Origin of the sequence: Marinobacterium jannaschii DSM 6295 (assembly GCF_000620085.1) — a bacterium.
In the GTDB taxonomy this organism is placed as follows: Bacteria; Pseudomonadota; Gammaproteobacteria; order Pseudomonadales; family Balneatricaceae; genus Pontibacterium; species Pontibacterium jannaschii.
On sequence record NZ_JHVJ01000005.1, the window covers coordinates 209,107 to 231,104 of the forward strand.

Annotated in this window: 13 protein-coding genes; 2 read left to right on the forward strand and 11 right to left on the reverse strand. The window is 51.0% G+C overall.

Annotated features, from left to right (window positions below):
- Positions 1 to 185: 185 nt before the first annotated feature.
- The 5 genes from Q354_RS0104310 to ngg form a co-directional block, all read right to left on the reverse strand.
- The gene (locus Q354_RS0104310; protein ID WP_027856542.1) at positions 186 to 2,390 is read right to left on the reverse strand and encodes an EAL domain-containing protein; all 2,205 of its coding nucleotides are present in this window, start codon (positions 2,388 to 2,390) and stop codon (positions 186 to 188) included.
- Between the two features lie 60 nt (positions 2,391 to 2,450).
- Positions 2,451 to 3,266 carry a CheR family methyltransferase gene (locus Q354_RS0104315; protein WP_036228458.1) on the reverse strand — a complete coding sequence of 272 codons (816 nt, stop codon included), beginning with the start codon at positions 3,264 to 3,266 and terminating at the stop codon, positions 2,451 to 2,453.
- Entirely contained in the window at positions 3,266 to 7,351 is a 4,086-nt protein-coding gene (locus Q354_RS24560) for a response regulator (protein WP_051559878.1), read from the reverse strand. The genes Q354_RS0104315 and Q354_RS24560 overlap by 1 nt, the downstream gene beginning before the upstream one ends.
- A gap of 439 nt (positions 7,352 to 7,790) precedes the next feature.
- Complete coding sequence (mgtE, locus tag Q354_RS0104325; RefSeq protein ID WP_027856544.1) at positions 7,791 to 9,146, reverse strand: magnesium transporter; 1,356 nt, start codon at positions 9,144 to 9,146, stop codon at positions 7,791 to 7,793.
- 265 nt (positions 9,147 to 9,411) lie between these two features.
- A complete protein-coding gene (gene ngg, locus Q354_RS0104330; RefSeq protein WP_036228460.1) occupies positions 9,412 to 11,127 on the reverse strand; it encodes an N-acetylglutaminylglutamine synthetase in 1,716 nt (571 codons plus the stop codon).
- Positions 11,128 to 11,605: 478 nt separating this feature from the next.
- On the opposite strand from ngg, the gene nhaA reads away from it, so the two are divergent.
- Complete coding sequence (gene nhaA / locus Q354_RS24565) at positions 11,606 to 13,027, forward strand: Na+/H+ antiporter NhaA (protein WP_051559879.1); 1,422 nt, start codon at positions 11,606 to 11,608, stop codon at positions 13,025 to 13,027.
- Between the two features lie 83 nt (positions 13,028 to 13,110).
- Here nhaA and Q354_RS24570 read toward each other — a convergent pair whose 3' ends face one another.
- The 4 genes from Q354_RS24570 to Q354_RS24575 form a co-directional block, all read right to left on the reverse strand.
- Positions 13,111 to 15,540 carry a hybrid sensor histidine kinase/response regulator gene (locus Q354_RS24570; RefSeq protein ID WP_051559880.1) on the reverse strand — a complete coding sequence of 810 codons (2,430 nt, stop codon included), beginning with the start codon at positions 15,538 to 15,540 and terminating at the stop codon, positions 13,111 to 13,113.
- Positions 15,541 to 15,885: 345 nt separating this feature from the next.
- Positions 15,886 to 16,329, reverse strand: a complete 444-nt coding sequence (locus Q354_RS0104345) for an ATP-binding protein (RefSeq protein ID WP_036228462.1) — start codon at positions 16,327 to 16,329, stop codon at positions 15,886 to 15,888.
- Between the two features lie 49 nt (positions 16,330 to 16,378).
- Complete coding sequence (locus Q354_RS0104350; protein ID WP_027856547.1) at positions 16,379 to 16,747, reverse strand: STAS domain-containing protein; 369 nt, start codon at positions 16,745 to 16,747, stop codon at positions 16,379 to 16,381.
- Between the two features lie 115 nt (positions 16,748 to 16,862).
- Positions 16,863 to 17,258: an STAS domain-containing protein gene (locus Q354_RS24575; RefSeq protein ID WP_036228463.1), complete on the reverse strand. Its 396-nt coding sequence runs from the start codon at positions 17,256 to 17,258 to the stop codon at positions 16,863 to 16,865.
- Between the two features lie 463 nt (positions 17,259 to 17,721).
- On the opposite strand from Q354_RS24575, the gene Q354_RS0104365 reads away from it, so the two are divergent.
- Positions 17,722 to 18,009: a hypothetical protein gene (locus Q354_RS0104365; RefSeq protein ID WP_027856548.1), complete on the forward strand. Its 288-nt coding sequence runs from the start codon at positions 17,722 to 17,724 to the stop codon at positions 18,007 to 18,009.
- Between the two features lie 374 nt (positions 18,010 to 18,383).
- Here the strand turns inward: Q354_RS0104365 and fadB are convergent, their stop codons facing one another.
- Positions 18,384 to 20,522 (reverse strand): fatty acid oxidation complex subunit alpha FadB, encoded by a 2,139-nt coding sequence (fadB, locus tag Q354_RS0104370; protein WP_027856549.1) that lies wholly within the window; start codon positions 20,520 to 20,522, stop codon positions 18,384 to 18,386.
- Between the two features lie 203 nt (positions 20,523 to 20,725).
- Complete coding sequence (gene bktB, locus Q354_RS0104375; RefSeq protein WP_027856550.1) at positions 20,726 to 21,910, reverse strand: beta-ketothiolase BktB; 1,185 nt, start codon at positions 21,908 to 21,910, stop codon at positions 20,726 to 20,728.
- Positions 21,911 to 21,998 lie beyond the last annotated feature (88 nt).

A 21,998-nucleotide genomic window follows, 5' to 3' on the forward strand; every position in this document is an offset into this window, starting at 1 on the left:
ACTGATATGCGGTTGGGCGACGCGCAGAGGGTTTCTGTTCGCTGACATGCTGAGTATATATTTAAAGCCGGACAGCAGGCATTGAAAACGCTATTCCGGCAGCTAATCAGACTGGAAATATTATTCAGGCCTCATCTAGGTGATCCAGGCCTCTATTGCCAATATATCGCCACCGGGTTAGTCACTCAGGCCTCTACTATATGCTCACACCACTGCCACTGATTATCGCTAACCTGGCAAAATCGCTTATCAAAGAGTTTTTCAACTTCTGTAGAGATCATTGGCTTTGAATAAAAGAAGCCCTGAATCACATCACATTCATGTTCGCGAAGGAAATCAACCTGGAAGGACTCTTCGACACCTTCTGCAATGACGTTCAGCTTGAGGGCTTTTCCCAGTGCGATGATCGTTTTAATGATCTCCTCTGTATTCGAGCCGCAGCCAATTTCCTGCACAAAGGATTTATCAATCTTAAGTACCGACAATGGCAGGTTATTGAGATAACTCAGTGAGGAGTAGCCGGTTCCGAAGTCATCTACTGCCACCAGCAGCCCCATATCAGCCAGCTCAGAGAGGGTTGCTACCGTCTTCGCAGGATCACTCATCATCATGCTTTCAGTGACTTCAACCTCAATCTTACAGCCTTGTAAACTTTGCCGCTTTAACTGGCGCGATATAACCGAGACCAGTGCATTATCGCTAAGCTGGCGAATCGAAAGGTTCACGGCAATCGTAAAATTATGCTGCATTCCGTAGTCGGACCACCTGGCTGCATGTGAAAATGCTTCCTCTATCACCCAGTATCCCACCTTCTCAATCGCGCCCATCTCTTCCAGTCGTGGAATAAAAATCTCCGGACTGACATAGTCGCCTTTACTGTTTTTCCATCTCAGCAGTGCTTCAACGCCGACAATCCTCCCGGTCATAATTGAAACCTGAGGCTGGAACTGCAGCTCAAAGTGCCCACACTCAACCGCTTTTAGCAGTTCACGGTCTAACGCGACAGCTTCGAGCGCCTCCCGTTGCATTTCATCCGTAAAGAACTGGTAACAGTTCCCGCCCCGAGCCTTGGCCTTGTACATCGCCATATCGGCTGCTTGCAGCAGAATAGGTGCGGATGATCCTGAGTCGGGATAGATCGCTATACCGATCGAAGCCCCAATGTAAATCACGTTGTCTTTAATATTAAACGGCTCCGAAAGCTGGTTTAAAATTTTATCAGCTACCGATGCCGCATTTTTGGTTACCTTATTAATGAAATTTTCCAGTATTATGGTGAATTCATCTCCGCCCAGGCGACTAATGATATCACCGTCCCGAACACAGGCAGATAAGCGCTGCGCGACCTCCTGCAGCAGGCAGTCACCCACCTCGTGACCCAGGTTATCGTTAACCTGTTTGAACTTGTTCAGATCAATAAATAATAATGCGAGCGGTAACTTGCTGCGGTTGGCGCGGGAAAGTGCCTGATGAAGTATGCGGTTAAATACATGGCGATTATATAATCCGGTCAGGCTGTCATATTGAGCCAGTCGACGCAGTTGTTCCTCCGCTTTCTTGCGCTCGGTTACATCCTGAAAAGCGACCACTACGCCAAAGAAATCCCCCTCATTTTGTACAGGTGTAGCGTTATATTCAATTGATATCGGCACACCATCAGATGAATAAAATACAGCGGAGACACATTTGTAATGATTGCCCTGACTACACTCAAGAAATGCCTGTGTGTTTTCCCAACATTCGACCTCTTCCGGGTTAGTCTCTGCAGGTAGCTGGCTAAAAGACGTAAAACAGTTACCGAGTAGATCACTTTCTTCAAGGCCGAGTATTTCCAGGGAAGCGGGATTACAGAATATAACCTTTCCGGCAATATCAAGCCCAATGATGCCCTCACCTATCGAATCCAGCAGCAACTTTATCCGATTCTCCGTACGCTTCAGATCTTCTGTAGATTGCTCCAGACGATAGCGCTGCTCTTCCAGCTCAAGAAAAATCCGGACTTTACTTTCCAGTGCATGAGGCTTTATTGGCTTAAAAAGGTAGTCGACAGCTCCACTCTCGTAGCCCCGCAACTCAAAGGCTTCAGTCCGGTCAGCTGCAGTAATGAAAATAATGGGAAGATTTTTCGTATCTTCATTCAGCTTAATCATCTCTGCAGTTTCAAACCCATCCATCTCTGGCATCATTACATCAAGCAATACCACAGCAAACTGATGTCTGAGTGTCAGGGAAAGCGCTTCCTTTCCGCTTAGTGCTGAGTAAATTTCGGCGTTGATATTTTTTAAAATTCGCTTTATAACACGATGATTTTCTTCTCTATCATCAACAACAAGTACTTTAAGAGGATCCTGCTCCGGCGCCGCAAGCAGATTATTACTCAGATCAACCATGGTGAAGTTATCCTAAAACAAGTTCCATATGCATAGATATTAATTACAGCACCTTACTTCTTAAAAGGATCGTTTATATATCCTGAATTTTCCATCAAATGAGCTGAAATTATTTTCAAACTCAGGCATCACTAGTGCGTCATCTTTTCCCAGGAATAGAAAACCACCTTCATACAGAGCATTTGAGAAAAGATTGATTACGTTTTTTTTCAATTCCTGGTCAAAGTATATAAGGACATTCCTGCAAATAATCAGCTCCATCTGACCAAAATGGTTATCCGTTGTCAGGTCATGCTTACAGAAGTATATATTTTCAGTGAAGGGCTGAAGCACCTCTACCCCCCGGTCAATCACCTGTACATAGCGCTCCAGTGTACTTATACCACCTGCCCGATGATAAGCCTGTTTAGCGTCTTCGGCAGATACGTCCAGCCTGCCACGGCGGGCCTGGTCCAATTGCTGCTGGTTTATATCAGTAGCGTAAATACTGGCTCTATCGTAGAGCCCATAATCATTGAGAAGAAATACAAGTGAATAGACCTCTTCACCTGAAGCACAGCCTGCATGCCAGATATTTATTTTCGGATAAGTTTTCAATACCGGAAAAACGTTATCAACGAGCGCCTTAAAGTATTCAGGGTCACGGAACATTGACGTAACCGGAATCGTCAGATCATGTAGCAGTTGCCTGAACTTATCTTCGCTATAGATAACTAAAGGTATCAGTGAAGAGATACTTTCACACTGCCATCTTTTACAGCGCAGCCGTACCCTTCTCAGCAAAGAGTCATAACTGTACTCCCTGAAGTCATAACCATATTTCAGATAAACTGCTTTTAAAAGCACCGACAGTTCGATCTCTTCATCTGTTAACATCAGCAATAGGCTTCCATTTCACCAAGGAGATGATTGACGTCCACGGGTTTAGTAATATATCCGTTCATACCCGATTCCAGGCATTTATCCTCATCACCGGGCATCGCTTTAGCTGTCAGTGCAATAATCGGATACTGGTCACCATACAGTTGCTTAATTTGCTTGGAAGTTTCATAGCCGTCCATCACTGGCATCATTACATCCATCAGAATCAGGTCTATATCGCGGGTCTTACTCAGCTTGGAAAGCGCCATTTCACCGTTATCCGCTATAAAGACATTAAGCCCACTTTTCTTAAGTACCTTCGACAAGGCATAGGTATTTCTCAGATCATCATCGACCAGCAGTACATTTCGTTCCCTGAGTTTATTAGTGCTGACTGTGTGCGGCTGAATTTCTCCGGCACTCTTTTTATCTATTCCGCTTAAGAAAACCATAACTTCGTCATAGAGCCGCTTGGGTGCATCCACGCCCTTGATAACCATGCGATTGGTGTACGCCAATAGATTGCGATAATCCTGTTCGCTCAGTTCGCTGGCAGTATGCACGACAATCGGGGGCAGCACACCGACCATCTCTTCGGCTTTCTGTAACAACTGCTCACCGCTCATATCCGGTAGTTTCAGATCGAGCACCATACAATCGATAGTGACTGTTTCCAGTATCTTCAATGCCTCGCGCCCGCTATCTGCGAAAATCAGTTCGACGTGGCGTCCCTTCAGCGTGCGCTTGATTGCATGAATACAGCTTTCTTCATCTTCAATGATCAGCACTTTTCTGATTTCGGATTTGATACCCGATTCAAGCCGGTCCAGCACGTCGTTCATCTCTTCTGGCGAATCAGATTTGGTGAAATATCCGATTGCCTGAGATTTATCGCCTATAGCAGCCTCATCCCACGCAGAAATAAGGTGCACTGGTATAGAGGCGGTATCGGCCGAAGACTTCAGGGTTTCCAGCAGATCGCGTCCATCCATATCCGGCAAGCCGATATCGAGAATGATTCCATCAGGTTTCTCCTCGCGGATAGCATCAAGCAATGTCTGCCCATCCGCCATAATGCGGACATTGAAGCCGCGATTTACAGCATGACGCTCGACAAAGCGGCTGAAGACGGCATCGTCATCAACAACAAAAATAGTGCCTCCCTGGCACCCGGATAGGCTGTCCGGCGAGCCGGAGATCACTTCGGTTCTTTCTTGCGTCTTGCTTTCCTGCGTTGTTCTTTCTTGCGTTGCCATTTCAGCAGCCGTTTCAAGAAGGTGTGGTTCTTCAGCCCGTTCGCTGTCGATGTAATTCAGGGTCGGGATTCTCAGGGTGAATTCAGCCCCCTGCCCTTCGATACTCTGCAGCTGAATATCGCCATTAAGCAGTTTTGCGAGTTCGCGGGAGATTGTGAGCCCCAGGCCTGTACCGCCAAATTTCCTGTTTGTCGATCCGTCCAGCTGTTTGAATGCCTCGAAGATGTCACGTTGACGCTCGGCTGGAATACCGGGCCCTGTATCCTTGACGGCAAAGGCAAGCTGAGGAGGATTTCCAGGCTGAGACTCTTCTTCCAGATATACGCTGAGTCGAACTTCCCCGGCATTGGTGAACTTGAATGCATTCCCCAGCAGGTTTCTGAGTATCTGACAGGTTCGCATCTGATCGGCCTGGACAAATTCAGGTACCTCAGCCGCGCACTCCAGGGTGAACGTTATCCCCTTACTGGCCGCCAGGGTCATAAATTCACGGCGCATCTGCTCCACTAAGTTCTGAGTGCAGACGGTTTCAACAGAGATTTCAAGTTTGCCCGCCTCAACCTTCGATAGATCCAGAATGTCATTAATCAGACTCAGCAGCGTCTTCCCACCGCTATAGATGATGCCAAGATCTTCGACCTGTTCTTCATTCAGGTTTCCGTCACTGTTAGATGCGAGTGATTGCGACAGGATCATGAGCGAGTTAAGGGGAGTTCTCAGTTCATGGGACATATTGGCGAGAAATTCTGATTTATAACGGCTCGCCAGCTCCAGTTCGCTGGCTTTGAATTCCAGTTCGCTGCGCGCCATTTCGATCTCTTTGTTTTTCAGTTCGACACTGGCTTTCTGGCGCTGCAGCTGGGCTGATTTCTCTTCCAGGTCCCGGTTCACTGCCAGTAGGTTACTGCTCTGGGTTCTTAACTCCTCCTCAGACTGTTTCAGGGCTCTGGCCTGGGTTTCGAGCTCTTCGTTCGCCAGTTTCAGTTCCTCCTTCTGGCAGTGCAGTTCTTCGGCCTGTGCCTGCGTTGCCGCCAGCAGACTTTCCAGTTTCTCTGTAGAGGCTTCAGATTCCAGGGAGATAGCCCCCATCTCAGCCAGTATCCGGATAAGCTCTATCTGTTCCTGGCCGAAGGGCCTATGACTGCCCAGGGCAATCGCCCCCACCACATTGTTTGCTTTGGACTGGCCACTCATCACCGGTGCCAACAAAAGATGTCGTGTATAGCCTTCGTGAAGCCCGGAGTCGGTATAAAGCAGGGAGTCATCTTCTTCCGCTATATCGCTGAACACTTTTATCTTGCGTTCAACCACGACCTGGCCGATGAGGCCTTCACCCGGCTTGAAGCTCTTGCGGCTGCTGCGCTCGGTATAGGCGTATCCGGCAGCAAAGTGATATTGACTATTATTCAGGACATAGACCGCACCGGTCGCCACATTGAAGTAATCACAGATATAGTTGAGCAGTGATTGCGAAATCGATTGATCGCTTCCCAGCTTGCTGAGAATGGAGCTCAGGCCGGTTTGGCCGGATTTGATCCAGCTTTGAGCCTCATTGCGGGCGGTCGCTTGCATAAGATTGGTGGACATGGTTTTAAGAGCATTACCCAACTGATCTTTCTGGCTTTTGGGTTCGAACTGGGTCGAATACTCACCTCGGGCAACCCCATCTGCATAGCGCTCGACCTTACGCAGCATTTCGATCATGGCGCGAAGAGCATCAGATAACTTCTCAATCTCAATCGCCCCGCGAAATCTGGCGTCTATGTTGAAATCACCTTCGCTGATAGCGCGTGCGATGCTTACTACCCGATCGATCGGGCTGACCACCATACGGGTAATCATTATGCCCAGTACCGTGCTGAGCACCGCCCCACCGATCAGGGCAGCCAATACGATGATCCAAAGTGCTTCGAACTCCTTATTCAACGCAATGAATCCTTCAGACATCACTCGCTGCTCGCGGTCGACAATCCGGTCCACCTGGCGCTTAATGCTGACTTCAAGCGGAGCTATCTTAGAATTCAGTATCGACTTGGAAATATCCCATTCAATCGATCCACGCAGATCGAAAACTTTCTGACCGAAGGCCTGTAGTTCCGCACTGGTATTGCGAATCCGTTCGAGGTTCTTAGTTTGCTGTTTGGTCAGCAGATCGGCATTGTCCTGCAGGTACTCATAGTTTTTTGACGCCTGACTCCATTTCCGGATGAAATCCTGTTTCAGGCTTTCATCCGATGACAGCAGATAGGCCCGGGCGCTGGCAATCGCGGAGGACGTTGCGCCACGGTAATCCGCCATGCTTTTGAGCAAGGTACGGCGTTGCAGATTCGCGGGTTCTTTGACTTCAAGTTCGATAATTGAAGTAATTTGTCCGGTGAGTTTCTGGTTTAGCGGTATGACTCTGTCGAGTAGCAATTTGAGTCCGGGATGGTTATCGGGGGTGCGGGCAATCTGCTGTACCTCTTTCTGGTAACCGATCAGCTGATTGATATCTCCCTTGAGTTTATCGAGGTCCTTTGCCAGCAACTGATCACCTGTATTGTCCTTAAGTGTATCGAGAGAGATCACCGCGCGATCCAGTTCCTTCCATGAATTGCGTAGTTCTTCAAGATGACGTTCACTGCCGAGGGCGCTCCAGGCGGTCAGCGCCGAAAGAGAGCGGTACAGATGTACTTTGATATTGATACTTTCGAGCGCGGTGGGTACTTCTTGTTGCGTTGTCAGCTCGGCACGTTCGCGAATCTCTTCAACCTTCAACACCGTAAACAGAAACGCCAGTGAAAATATAACGGTGATAAGCAGATAACCCGCGCCTATCTTGCTGCCAAAAGAATGGATGTGCATTAGAAAATCCCTATTCCTATCTGATCTACCGGATCAACATATCTGCCGCAGTTTATTCCCAAACGGAATGTCCAGACTTCCCGGCGTACTCAGAAAATCAGTCTAGTAATAGTTCCCGAATTTTTCATATTTTTTTGACCCAGATCAAAAGAACGCTCATTAAATAATAAGCATCTCTCTGGCAGCCCTGTTAGTAGGTGCAGAACAGAAGGCGTAGTGTGGCAAATATCAGCTAACCAACAGATTTAGAAAGGCTTAAAATTTTTCTGCAGATTCGAAAGCAATACTATTACCCGCAACACTAAAGTCAGTTAATGTCCCGGACTACAGTTTTTGATAGTAAGTTAATTAAAACTCAGAGATGACAGGCGGCCAGCCCGAATTGAAACGGAAAGGCCACGAGCGGGCCTCTCCATATATGAAATCACGGTAAGTCAGCTTACAGAACTATCCAGGTGGCCAGTCCCAGGAAGGTAAAGAATCCAATCACGTCTGTGATGGTCGTCAGCACAACGCCTCCGGCCAGTGCCGGATCGATGCCAAGCTTTTTAAGCGTAAGCGGGATAACGGTCCCGGCCAGAGCCCCGGCCAGTAATACAATAACTAAGGCCAGACCAAATACCGTCCCGAGATACCAGTCGCTGAACCATAGCGACGCGACTGAGGCGACCACCAGGGCCCAGAACAGGCCGTTAATGGCGCCTATCGACAGTTCCTGCCCCATCAGCCGCCAGAGGTTGCTGCGACCCACCTGATTCAGCGCCAGACCTCGCGTAACCAATGTCAGTGTCTGGCTTCCTGCAACGCCTCCCATACTGGCCACCACGGGCATCAGTACCGCCAGTGCGACCACTTGCTCGATAGATTTTTCAAACAACCCGATTACCCAGGCGGCAAGAAATGCTGTAAGCAGGTTTATTCCTAACCAGACGGCACGCTTAACCGAACTACGCATGACTGGTGCAAACATATCGGGATGCTGGTCCAGACCGGCACGCCCGAAGACCTCTTTATCGGCTTCGCTGCGTAACACGTCGATCACGTCGTCCACCGTAATACGACCGAGCAGATGACGATTATCGTCGATAACCGGTGCTGAGAGCATATCCTGGTCTTCAAATACCCGGGCTACATCTGCCGCCGGGGTCAGCGGGGTGAAGGCCTGGTCGGCGCTCAGCATCACATCCGCTACACTGGCTTCAAGGTCACGGGAAACCAGTTCGCTAAGTGGCAGTACGCCTTGTAGTACGTTTGAGCGATCCACCACCATCAGGCTATCCAAGTGTTCCGGCAGATTACCATCACGTAACCGAATCCGGCGCATGAAACGAAACACGGCTTTCAGCGTAACATCGGCCCGGACGGCGGTTGCATCGGCATCCATCAAGCCTCCCGCGGTATCATCCGGATAGTCCTTGATGCTCTGGTAACGCTGGCGACGCTGATCATCCATGGCCTGCACCATGGCGATCACAACCGGCATTGGCAACTCGTCGTCCAGATCGGCCAACTCGTCCATCTGCACCTTTGCCAGCGATCGGATAAGATCGTCCTCTTCGGTACAGGCGATCAGCCCCTGCCGGATCTCACCGTGCAGGGCCAGCAACACTTCCCCTTTTTCATCAACGGGAATCTGTTGCCAAAGCTGTCGACGGTTTTTTACCGATAAGGCTTCCAACAAGCGGGCCAGCTCCGAAGCGCTGGATGATGCGATGGCGATCGCAACCGGCTGCATCCGGTCACCTTCTAAATCCGCAACGACCCGTTCCATTAATTCGAGGGCTGAGCTATCCATATACACCATCCAATCTGTAATTCCGGAATGGGCAAAATATCGACCTCTGTTCCAGAGGCCACTCACTGTACTGAAACGGGGTCAGCACCAGGCTAATTAACACCAGGGTACTGAAAGTACTCAGCTTAATGCCCAAAATATAGCCAGCCGGATAGCGGAATCAACCGCCATGCCGACAACATCAGACCGGTCTTCCCGTTACGTCGCCAGACTGGCGATGATACCCGGTCCGCTAAATCAGAGTCCGGTTTCTGCCAGGCGAATCTCAGCTGCAACTACTGGCGGTGTGCGGAAACAGCATGTCGATCATCTTTTCGGCTGTTGGCTGGGGTTCATGGTTTGCCAGGCCGGGGCGTTCGTTAGCTTCAAGAATAACGTACTCCGGCTGATCGACGGCATTCACAATAAAATCCAGGCCGACAAGCGGCATATCCAGCGCTGCAGCGCCCCTGAGGGCTGCATCGATCAGCGTCGGATGAAGTTGGGATGTGATATCGCGCAGGGTTCCACCGGTATGCAGATTGGCGGTCTTGCGAGCCTGAATTTCCTGACCATAGGGAAGAATATCATCCAGAGAAAACCCGGCCGCCGCCACGCAACGTTCTGTCTCAGCATCCAGTGGGATATTGCTTTCACCCTGAGTGGCGGTTTTCCGCCTGCGACTCTGCTTACTGATCAGGCTGGATATCTTCTGCATACCATCGCCCATGACACTGGCGGGACTGCGTAGGGCCGCAGCGACAACTTCATTATTGATCACCAGAATTCGTAGATCCTGACCGCGCACAAAGCGTTCGCCAATTACCTTCTCGCCACCAGCCGCAGCGGCAATAAACGCCTCTTCAACTTCTGCCGGCTCCTTCAGATCAACAAACACACCCTGTCCGTTTTCACCACGCACCGGTTTAATCACTATGCGGCGGTGACGATGGAGAAATTCCTGAGCATCTTCAGGATGCTTTAGCAACGCCTGCTCTGGTACGTTAAGGCCCGCGTGCCTGAGGAATTTAAGCGTGATGGATTTATCATCGCAACGGCTTAACGCCACTGCGCTGGTCAGGTCCGTCAACGACTCACGGCAACTGATTGTTCGACTTCCCAGGCTGAGATCGAAGTATCCGCCTGCCGCATCCACTACATCTACTGAAATACCCCGGCGAGCTGCTTCGTCAACGATGATCCGGGCACCGTTGTTAAGCTCTTCTTCTGGCGGTGCTCCGATGTAGAGCTGGGTATTAACAGCATTTCGGGTTTTGATGCCGTACACCGGTACCTGGTAAAAACCCAGCCTGGAATAGAGCGCAATCGCCTGTTCGTTATCATGCATGATCGACAGATCCATAAATGCCCTGCCTGCCTGTTGGAAACGCTCGGTCATCGCCCCCACCAGCGCTTCTTCAATACCGCTCAGCGAACTCTGATCATCGGACGCCAAAGCCCAGAGGCTGGCACCGTTATCGGGATCTGAGAATGCCAGTCGGTGATCAACCCCTGTAACACAACCAACTACTTTGTCAGTCCGGGGATCGACTGCCAGCAGAACCTGAATCTCATTCCGACGTCCCAGGCGATGATAGAAGCCATCGGACAGCGGCACCATACTGTGCGACTGATAGATGCGGTTGACAGCCCGCTCGTCTTGCCTGCTCTGCATAGGCCGAATCCTGACGCTTCTGTTTTCTGAAGCTGGCAATTCCGCAGCCGCCAAGTCAATCCGGAATGTGAGAGAAGGGTCAATAAACAGCTCTTGCGGCGCCTTAGCGACAACGACCTGCGGATCACGAATATAGAGCGATACATCACGTCGCCCCGGCGTTTCGTTGCACAACTCCTCCGCAACACGACTGCTGGAGTGAAATGTCTGGCCGAAAATAAGTCTCCCCCAACCACAATCAACCACGGCCTGCTTACGCAGATCCCCGGCCATGGAACCAGGTGGCTGTCCCCAGTTTTTCAGCGACGCCATACCTTCTATATTCATATCCAACTCTGTTCACTTATTTTCGATATTTTCATCTGAATCCCCTGAGTCATATCTGCGCCAGTACCTGCAGTCCGGGCTTCGAGCCAGGCTGAGCCTTACATATTACTGACAGAAAATATGAAAACCGCACAGTGGGAATTACCAACCCGATATTTTTTCTTTGAACACGTAACAACTCTCCCATCACCGGGCCTGTACAGATAGCGGTCAGGTGTATCGAATAAATTGAGGATTTTGTATTTTTAGTGCATTTAAAGAAACAAACTTGCCATCATTTCGCTGGATTGGTAATAAATTTGTTGCGCATTATGTACTATTTTTATTTCGTACACAAATTACTTTACACAGATGTTTCTTTTTACAAGGTGCTTTCTACTGATGGTTAACGACAAATCGCCGCTCAATTGACAGAGAAGGCATACACTTAGAAGAAGTTAAAGCCGCGCTGCGCCAGGAAAATGCACCGGAGGTTCTCGTGCAACCATCACAAGATGACGATACACCGATCAGCCCTGATGACTACGATACCCCGCTTGAACAGGCTATAGAGAGCATTCGTAAGCCCTTTGCAACCTTCCTCCATGATCAGGGCACTTCGAGTATCTTGCTGTTTGCGTCGACTGTGCTGGCACTATGGATGGCCAACTCTACGCTGGCTGACGCCTACAGCCACTTCTTCCATACCCCGGCCGGGCTCTCTTTTGGTGACTACAGCTTTGAGATGAGCCTGAGTCACTGGATTAACGATGGCCTGATGCCGTTGTTTTTCTTCGTTCTCGGGCTGGAGATAAAGCGCGAATTTTTAGCGGGTGAGTTTACCGACCTGCGCGCCAGCCTGTTAGTGATCTACAGTGCACTCGGTGGCATGGCAATGCCGGCGCTGATCTATCTGTTGATTAACAATGATCCGCTCAGTATCCAGGGCTGGGGGATTCCCATGGCCACCGACACGGCATTTGCGCTGGGGGCACTGATTATCTTTGGCAAACGCATCCCTCAGGGATTGATTACCCTGCTGGTTGCGATCGCCATCGTTGATGATATGGGTGCGGTGCTGGTGATCGCGCTGTTCTATACCGATACCGTTTATTGGTGGGCACTTGGCTATGCCGCTATCGCGCTGGGCTTTTTGGTCGGTTTCAATATGACCGGAGTGCGCCAGGCCTGGCCCTACTTCATCGTCGGCACTGTTGTCTGGGCGTTCTTTCTCTACTCCGGTGTTCATACCACTGTTGCGGGCATTCTGGTTGCCCTGACAGTGCCCGCCAGGCCGAAACACGGCCCCTACCAGTTTATACGGCGGATTCAGAAGTTATTACACCAGTTTGAGCACACCCGCCATCCTCCACTCCCTATACTCGGTGACCCGGAGAGCCACAGACTAGTGGAGAAAGTCCATTGGACCGCCCTGCATGCCACAACCCCGTTGCGGCGCTGGGAGCGCACACTGGAAACGCCTGTCGGACTGTTTGTATTACCCATTTTTGCGCTTGCTAATGCCGGTATTCCATTTCCCGATGCCGACCCCACGTCCATCCTGACCACTCCGATCACTCTGGGTATCGTCCTGGCGCTGATATTCGGCAAATGCATCGGCATCACCGGCTCTTGTCTGCTCGCTGTAAAGTTTGGTATCGGAAAGTTCCCGACCGGCGTGACTCCAGGCCATATTGTAGGAATGAGCCTGATTGCCGGGATGGGATTTACCATGTCGATCTTTATCGGTTCACTGGCCTTCTCTGATAATCAGGCCCTGTTGGTGCAGGCAAAAGCAGGTATTCTCAGTGGTTCGCTTCTGGCAGGCCTGACGGGTATTGGCTGGCTCTGGATCTATACCCTCAGAGAGCGAAGGACGCAGCAAACTCAGTCCGACAGAGCTGATAACAACCGCCAGTAGTGCAAATCTGGCCGGCCGTTCAAGCTGAGAGCGCCACGGGTGTTGCCGGGGTGCCAGCCTCCTACTGGCCGATCTCTCCCTACTCAGGCCTGCGAGCTATGCAGTAATTTGACGATCTGAGCTTCAGCCGCTGAAAAAGAGGACTCCAGCATCTGCATCGTTTTCGCAATACAAGCGATCTGCCCATTCTCACAGGTATCTTCCAGCTCGGCACAGCGCTCCCCAACCATCAAGGCTCCCATAGTGCGTGAAGTGGACTTAAGCTTATGGGCTATGCCTCTTGCCGTTTGAACATCTTCCTGGGCACAGGCACTTCGTAACTCGTCGAGTTGTAGATGCACAGAATCGAGATAATCGGTGAGGAGATCAAACACCACTGCAGGCTCATCACCTACCAGACTTTTTAACACCTCGACGTCAAATACCGCTTCTGCTGCAGATTGTTTATCTATCCCAGATGCTGACGTTTCCTCCGGCTTGTCTGCAGGAGCCAGCCACTTCTCCAACGTCTCACTGAGTTGTTGAAGTTGGATAGGCTTGGTCAGGTAGTCGTCCATACCCGCCGCTTCGGTGCGACATTTCTCTCCGCGGAGTGCGTTTGCCGTCAGGGCGACAATAGGTTTATGCCTTAAGCTTTTCTCTTCACTGCGAACAGCCTCTGCCAGTTGGTAACCATCCATCTCCGGCATGTGCAGATCGGTAAGCAATAACGCGTAATCCCGATTACGCCACTTACTCAATGCTTCCCTACCGTCACCGGCCACCTCGGCGGCATATCCTAACAGTCCCAGTTGTCGCAAAATGACACTCTGGTTTATTCTGTCATCTTCAGCGACCAGAATTAGCCGCCCCTGTGCCAGCGCGTCATCAGTCGTAGGGGGCACTATATTCTCGCCTTGCCCCTCTTCGCTGATACCCTGGTAGAAGACGTCAGCACTGGTAAGCCCGGCCGCTACCGCGACAGCACGCAGTAAGTCACGGTAACGAAGGACGCAGTATCCCAGACTGACCACGGCCGGGGCTTGCTGACAGATTTTCGGTTGCACTGAACGGCTCAATACTACGTAACCAATGTCATTCAGCCGGCGCTTTATCCATTGTTCAATCGTAAGCTGAAGCGCTTGCTCCTCGCTGGAGTTAATAATCACCGCCCTGCGGGGCGACTCATTTTCCGCCAGGGCGAGGGCTGAACCAAGGTCTGTCACCCGACGAACGCTAGCCCCTGCATATTCAAGATACGCACAATGATCATCAATGTTGCCGCTATCGCTTTCCAGAACAATGCACGTCAGTCCAGAAAGGTCCACATCCGGGCACTCGTTTCCGGCGACCACACGCTCAAGAGGTAAGGTAAAGGTGAACGTGGATCCTTCACCGACCGAACTTTCTACAGCAATATCTCCCTGCATCAGCTCGACCAGCCCCTTACTGATCGCCAGTCCCAACCCTGTGCCGCCAAAACGCCGTGTCGTAGACTGCTCGGCTTGCTGAAATGAAGTAAAAAGCGTACCTAAGATATCCGGAGCAATCCCGATGCCGTTGTCAATGACACTGAAAGTCAGCTGGGACTCTGAGTCTGCAGAAATATCGAGCCGCACCCCGACCTGACCCCGGCTTTGTTGCGAGCCGTCACAGAACTTGATGGCATTTCCGATGAGATTATTGAGAACCTGACGTAACCGGGTCGGATCTGACCAAATCTGATCAGGGACCTGAGGATGAATGAACAGCGATATATCTACATATTTTTCCAGGCCATACAGGCTTAACGAAGCACAGGTGCCTTCGAGAAGTTCGCGGATAGAGATCTGCGTTCGCTCCAACTCCAATCGCCCGGCATCCATCTTCGAAAAGTCTAATATTTCATCGATAATCCGCAGCAGAGAAAATGCGGAGTCCTGGATTATTCTGACCGACTGGACCTGAGACTCATCAAGGTTACTTTTTGCCAGCACCTCAGCCATGCCAATCACGCCATTCATCGGAGTACGAATCTCATGACTCATTGCCGCCAGAAATTCAGACTTGGCTTTGGTGGCTGCATTAGCAGCATCGCCGGCAAGTGTAAGCTCATGTAAATACTCTTTTTCAGTGAGCCTGTTCAGTATTGCGCAAGCTTTCTCGATAGAGAGTTCTCTTACAGGCTTCGGAAAGCAGCTCACTAATTGAACATGAAAAAGGTTATCCGCCGGACGGACAATGACACGATTAAAAGCAGTTTTAAGTGCTTGCTCAGGATAAGAGAAGCCCCCCGTCGGAGTACAGAACTCCAGACTTAGTCCACTCTCCGAGTCGTATTCAACTAACTTAACGTCAAATACAATCTCCTGGCCGCCTTTCAAAAGCTCGCAAGTAAGCTCGGAGAAAGTGGACAGTAGCTTGCTCACCTCAACGGGACTAAATTGCAGGTATTCAACGAGCGCTCGTAGGTTGTTGCGACATTTCAGTACAGCCCCTCTGTCCGTGACAGACAGATTACCGAGATCAGATACCCTCTTCTCAATAGAAATCACAGGCTCTGTCCATTCCGAAGCTTAAACATGTTTGCTCCCCCTGAGGCGACCGTATTGGCAGTGATATAAGCTCAGAAAGACAACTCATGTATCTGATATCACCTACCGTACCGCCCCTTCTCAATCCCTTTGCTGATGTCTAAATCAATTAACGATTACCTGATGCTTGCTTACATAAAGCATTCTGACTCGCGAATCTGAAAAACAGATTAGTCCATATTGCAACAACCAGGTAAGTGTTGCGCCCCAGGTTTCGAATCATCGGGCGCAACTATGTAGCGCAACTATGTAGCGCAACTATGTAGCCCAGCTATGTAGCCCAGCTAACCGTCACCCTTTATCGTTTCAATTCATCCACTTGCAAGCGGAAATTCGAGTCCCCCGGCCAGGCTGGCTACAAATTGACATTTCATCCATCAATCTGGAAACCCCTCCCAACCCCAGTCCCAGGCTGCGAAATTGCTGCTGTGTAGAAAAGCCATCCACCATTGCCTGTTGGACATCCTCTATTCCAGGCCCTCCATCCTCGGCAATGACACGGATTCCCCGACAACTGTTTTTTTCAACGATCTGGAGTCGGATGATCCCTTTACCGGCATAGCTTATAATGTTGGTCCCAAGCTCATAGATCGCTGTCATCAACATCTGGGTTGCCGTCTTTGCTAAACCGATCACCTTCGAAAGAACCCGTGCCACATTTGCAGCTACCGCATTATCCGAACTTTTCGTCACTTCAACCGCCGTCTCTTCCTGAACCTTTATTACCTGGCTTGCAGACACTGCGCTCATGGTTAATCACTTCTATATTCAGGAAAACTGATCTCCGAATGGTGCCCGCTTAATACGCACCACTTTCGGCTACCCCTAACAGCGCATCATCAATCCTTCCGACACAGGTTACGCCCTCGAAATCAAGATTGAGCCCAACGATAGATGCCGCCACACCCGGGTTCATGCCGGCAACGATCACATCGACATCCAGCATCGATGCCATCCTGGCGGTATCGCAGATGTAACGGGTGAAAAGCGAATCGACACTGTCCACCGCCGTTATATCAATCACCAAACGACTGACATTCTGTCTATTCAGTTGCCTTAATGCTTCTTTTTGCAGAGCCAGCACCAGCTCGTCATCCCAGTCAGTAGCAATGGACACTATCAAACACTTCTGAACTACTTTTAGTGCCCCGTATATCGCAGGTTTCATGCAATTACCTAAAATGGTTCCTCATACATAGCCAATAAAATTGCGTTGGCAAGTATTCCCCAAAGATTGAGGATGACTATCGAAACCTCAGTTTCGTCATCTCTCCTGTTCGCGCTTAGGATAGCGGTGTGATCTCCTGACCAGTACTCTTGAGGGCCACTCTCAACGCATCTCTGATAGTGGATGTTGTAGTGGTATCTCCCAGATGAACGCCCAATTGCACGATTGTCTGAGCAATCTCAGGCGATATGCCCGATATCACTGTCTCACAACCCATTAATTTAGTAGCTTGTCCTAACTTGATAAGGTGATTCGCAACTGCGCTGTCGACAACACTGACGCCCAATATATCCAGTATGATGACTGACGCACCGGTTTCGTGAATTTTATTGAGCACCCGTTCCAGCATTACCTGCGTACGCCGTGAATCCAGAGTCCCCTGCAAGGCAACAAAAAGAATATTGTCCCACAGGATATTTACCGCTACTTGCTCCTGAATTTCGATTTCCATAACTCTTTCCCTGATAATTCCTTCTAACAAAAGCACATTAGCTTAAAAAACCAAACCGATATATAGACCTTAGTAAAGAATCGCTGATCAGGACCTGAGGCCTGTCATTTTTTTCTGCACTAGTTCTCTGGGCGTAATAGGCTTCAACAGCTCTGGCCTTTGAGTTTTCGATATTCAGGCTGAAAACACCGGTTTCCCAAATCATTCAGTTCGGCATGAAATCACTGTGCTTATCCGGCTCTCGATCAGCGACCGGCCAGGCGGCAGATTTCGCTAACTGAAACATCGGATTCTGGGTATTCGGGATACCGATGATCTGTCTTCTGTGAGCCGAGAGGCCAACCGCGCCGAACATGGCATAGCTCGCGCAGCACGACCTGACGGCGATTCACGCCTTATCTATGTCATACTTAGTGTAAGTGCGACTCGAAGATATTCAATAATCATTCACATAGGTCGTAACATGTATGAATTCTATTACGATAACTTTACTGCGCCCGCCGGATGGTTTCTATTATTCTGCCTGATCGCGGCTTCAGTCTGTCATATGATGGTGCTCTACTTCGGGATGAAAATAGAGCAAGCGGTAAAAGCGGCCCAATCCAAGGTTCAAAACGTGCAGCTAACGCATGTAGCGGTTAATGAACGCGAACTGCTCGCCATCTGGACCTTGGCGCGGCGGCTTTTTCTTCAGGTTAGTCCCCTGTTTCTTTTCGCCTGGCTCGTAGGACTGGGCCGTCCGGGTTACTGACAATAAAGCTGAGCGCAAGGCACCAGCTAGATATCCTACCCTGTCTTATTAGCTTCCGACTTACTTTCCCATCTGCCTGGCTGTTAGCTTCGAGTTTAACAAGCGTCTCACCTCGCCTATCAGCGTATCAGGTCCAACCGCCCAGACCCGACTGCCGGCCCGGCGGTTATAGATGCTCAGGGCATTGTGGTAGACCGGTCAGACCCGAGCTTTCCCTGAAACCCATACCAACCTGTATTCGCAAGGCCCGGCCGGAGCCAGAAACAACTGTATGCTTTTTTACGAATTGCTGTCGCTTTCTGAGCCTGCCGCCACGCCGAAGATTAGCAGCAGGCTTTTATTTTATGCCGCAGGGTGCCGGCTGATCGGATGAATCAGTAAAAAGTGCAGTTATCGTTCAGGCGAGCCTTGAAGCCATCGGTCGATTCATAAAGAGGTCCGTGCTCAGTATTAGCCTCGGCTTTATCGGCAAATGCCCGCAGACCGACTGTGTCGATGTAGCGCAGCGCCCCCCCTCGGAAGCGAGGGAAGCCCAACCCCAGAATCAGTCCCATATCCACTTCAGCGGCTGATTCAACGATGCCATCTTCCAGGCAACGTACAGACTCCAGGCACAGCGGTATCATCATGCGGTCGATGATCTCCTGATCGCTGATATCTATGCACCGTTTAGAGCGCTCTGAAATCAGTTCACGCACGAGGCCCGCGGGTTCCTTAAAACGGCGGCCGTTTTCATCAGCACCGTACTCATAGAAACCCTTGCCATTTTTCTGGCCCAGACAGTCTGCAGCCAGCAATGCCTCGGCGATCACATCGGTGTCATGCCCCATCCTCTGCGGGAAGCCTTGTTGCATCACATGGTCGGCATGCACCAGAGTATCGATACCGACTACATCCGCCAGATAGGCCGGCCCCATTGGCCAGCCAAACGCTTCCATCACGCGATCGATACGCTGGAAATCAACGCCGTCTATCAACAGGCGGTTAAAAGCGTTGAAGTAAGGGAACAGAATGCGGTTGACCAGAAAGCCCGGGCAGTCGTTTACCACGATGGGGGTCTTGCCCATCGCAGTGGCATAGGCCACGGTACGGGCAACAGTCTGATCGCTGGTTTTGCTACCACGAATCACCTCGACCAGAGGCATCAGGTGTACCGGATTAAAGAAGTGCATGCCACAGAGCTGTTCCGGACGTGCCAGATTTTCTGCCAGGGTATCGATTGAGATGGTGGAAGTATTGGATGCCAGTACCGCAGTCTCCGGCACAGCACTTTCAACATCAGCCAGCACTGCAGCTTTAACGGCCGGATTTTCAACCACTGCTTCAACCACCAGGTCAACACAGCCGAACTCGCTGTAATCCAGCGCCGGCGTAATGGCGTCCATCACTACTGCCTTAGCCGCGGCATCCATCCGGCCCTTATCGATCATGCGATCCAACAGCCCGGATGCGGTCTTCAGGCCCAGAGACAGTGCCTCTTCGCGGATATCCTTCATCACGATCGGCGTACCGGTCGATGCAGACTGGAATGCCACACCGCCCCCCATAATGCCTGCCCCCAGCACGGCACTCTTTTTAACGCTATCAGCCTGCTGACTCCAGGCTTTGGACTTTTTCTTAAGCTGCTGGTCGTTCATAAACAGGCCAACCAGACTCTTGGCTGAATCGGATTGCGCCAGCGTAACAAACGCATCGACCTCAACAGCCAGCGCTTCGGCTAACGGCAGAGTCGCATGGGCACAGACCGCATTCAGGATTGCAACCGGCGCCGGATAGTCTGGATCCAGCTTTTTCGCATACGTTTGGCACGTTGCGGCCAATTCAGTGCGGGTCGCCGGCGAGTCCGGCAGGGGTTGTTGCTTGCGTTCACGGGCAGTGGCGAATTCGATATCGCCTGCTACTGCTGAATTTAACATAGCCATCGCCACATCACGTAGCTCGGCGGGCGGCGCTACGCTATCCGCTGCCCCCTGCTTCAGCGCGACTGATGCCTTCTGCGCCTTTCCGGTCATCATCCATTGCAGTGCAGCCTCGGCGCCAATCAGACGACTCAGGCGAACAGTGCCCCCCCAGCCCGGACAGATACCAAGGTTTACTTCTGGCAGGCCAACACGTGCGTCCGCTGACAGCACTCGGTAGTCAGCACTCAGCGCCAGCTCAAAACCACCACCCAGTGCCATACCGTTGATTGCAGCAACCGTGGGGAAAGGCAGGCTTTCCAGTGTTGCAAAAACAGCATGTGTCTCGTTAATCCACGCTTTCAGCTCTTCGCTGCTTAATGCGAAGTTTTCCTGAAACCCGGTAATGTCTGCACCGACAATAAACGCCGGTTTTGCACTACTGATCAGCAAACCCTTTATATCGGTCGCTGCCGCCAGTTGCCCGACAGCTTCTGTCAGCTCTTTCAGCGTCTGATTATTGAGCTTGTTTACAGACTCGCCCTGAAGATCAAACACCAGCTCGACCAAACCGGGTTCCAGGGTATTAAGGCTTACCGCCTGACCGTTGTACATGTCCTGTTCCTCACACAATGCCGTCTGTACAGGCAGGGGCGTGACTGGACAACAAGCAGCCAAACGGGTCCCGGCAGCATACAAACAGGCAATAATCTTACTGTTTAGGGGAGCGAAGGATTAAGCCGCCATCCATGGCCCGGTGAAGCGTCGCAGATAACGACGGCCCTGACGGGGCTTAACCCTCAGATTAAGCAGATGGGTTAAACACGTTCAAACAGTGCGGCAATACCCTGACCACCGCCGATACAGAGGCTGACCATTGCGTAGCGGCCATTGATTCGGTTCAGTTCATGCAATGCTTTTACGGTGATAACAGCACCGGTTGCACCGATAGGATGACCCAGGGAGATACCACTGCCGTTGGGATTGACGCGCTCAGTTGGCAGATCCAGCTGCTGGGCGACTGCCAGTGCCTGTGCCGCAAACGCTTCATTAACCTCATACAGATCGATATCGGTCACGCTGAGATTGTTACGTTCCAGTATTTGCTGAATCGCCGGTACCGGGCCGATACCCATGATTTCCGGATCGACTCCCACCACGGCGTAGTCCACTAGTTTAGCCAGCGCCTCTACCCCCTGTGTCTCGGCCACCTCACGGTCCATCATCACCAGTGCAGCCGCTGCATCATTCAGTCCGGAAGCATTACCCGCCGTAACCGTGCCGTCTTTTTTGAAGACCGGTTTCAGTGCCGCCATATCAGAGGCTTTGCAGTCGTAACGAACATGCTCGTCAGTATCAAACAGGGTCACGCCCTTACGGCTTTTCAGCTCGACCGGTACGATCTGGTCTTTGAAGTAACCGTTTTCGATCGCATTCTGCGCACGGTTATGACTCAGGGCCGCCAACTCATCCTGCTGTTCACGGGAAATGCCGTACTTTTCAGCCACGTTCTCAGCAGTGATGCCCATATGGATGTGATTGAACGGGCAGTGCAGCGCAGCAACCATCGGATCGATCATTGCCGCGTCGCCCATACGCTGACCAAAACGTGCTGTTGGGATGTGATAAGGCGCACGGCTCATAGACTCAGCACCGCCGGCAACGACGGTGTCACAGATACCCAGCTCGATCTGCTGAGCCGCTGTCAGTACCGCCTGCAGGCCGCTGCCACACAGACGGTTTACGGTCAGAGCCGGAGCCGCCTCAGGCAAGCCGCCATTCAGAGCAGCCACCCGCCCCATATACATATCCGCAGGCTCAGAGTGGATTACGTTACCAAATACGCTGTGCCCCACCGTTTCAGGTGCCACGCCGGCACGCCGTACCGCTTCAGCAACCAGCATCGCCGCCAGCTGACCGGGCTTATGGTTCTTCAGGCTGCCGCCGTAGCTGCCAATTGCCGTACGTACTCCACTCACCACAACCACTTCACGTTTCTGCATGGGACTCTCTCTTATGTGCAGCGCTGTTTTAAAGCACTCTTCTTCCGTTTGAGGTAGCGGGATCTTTTGCTGAAGAAAGCCGTACCTG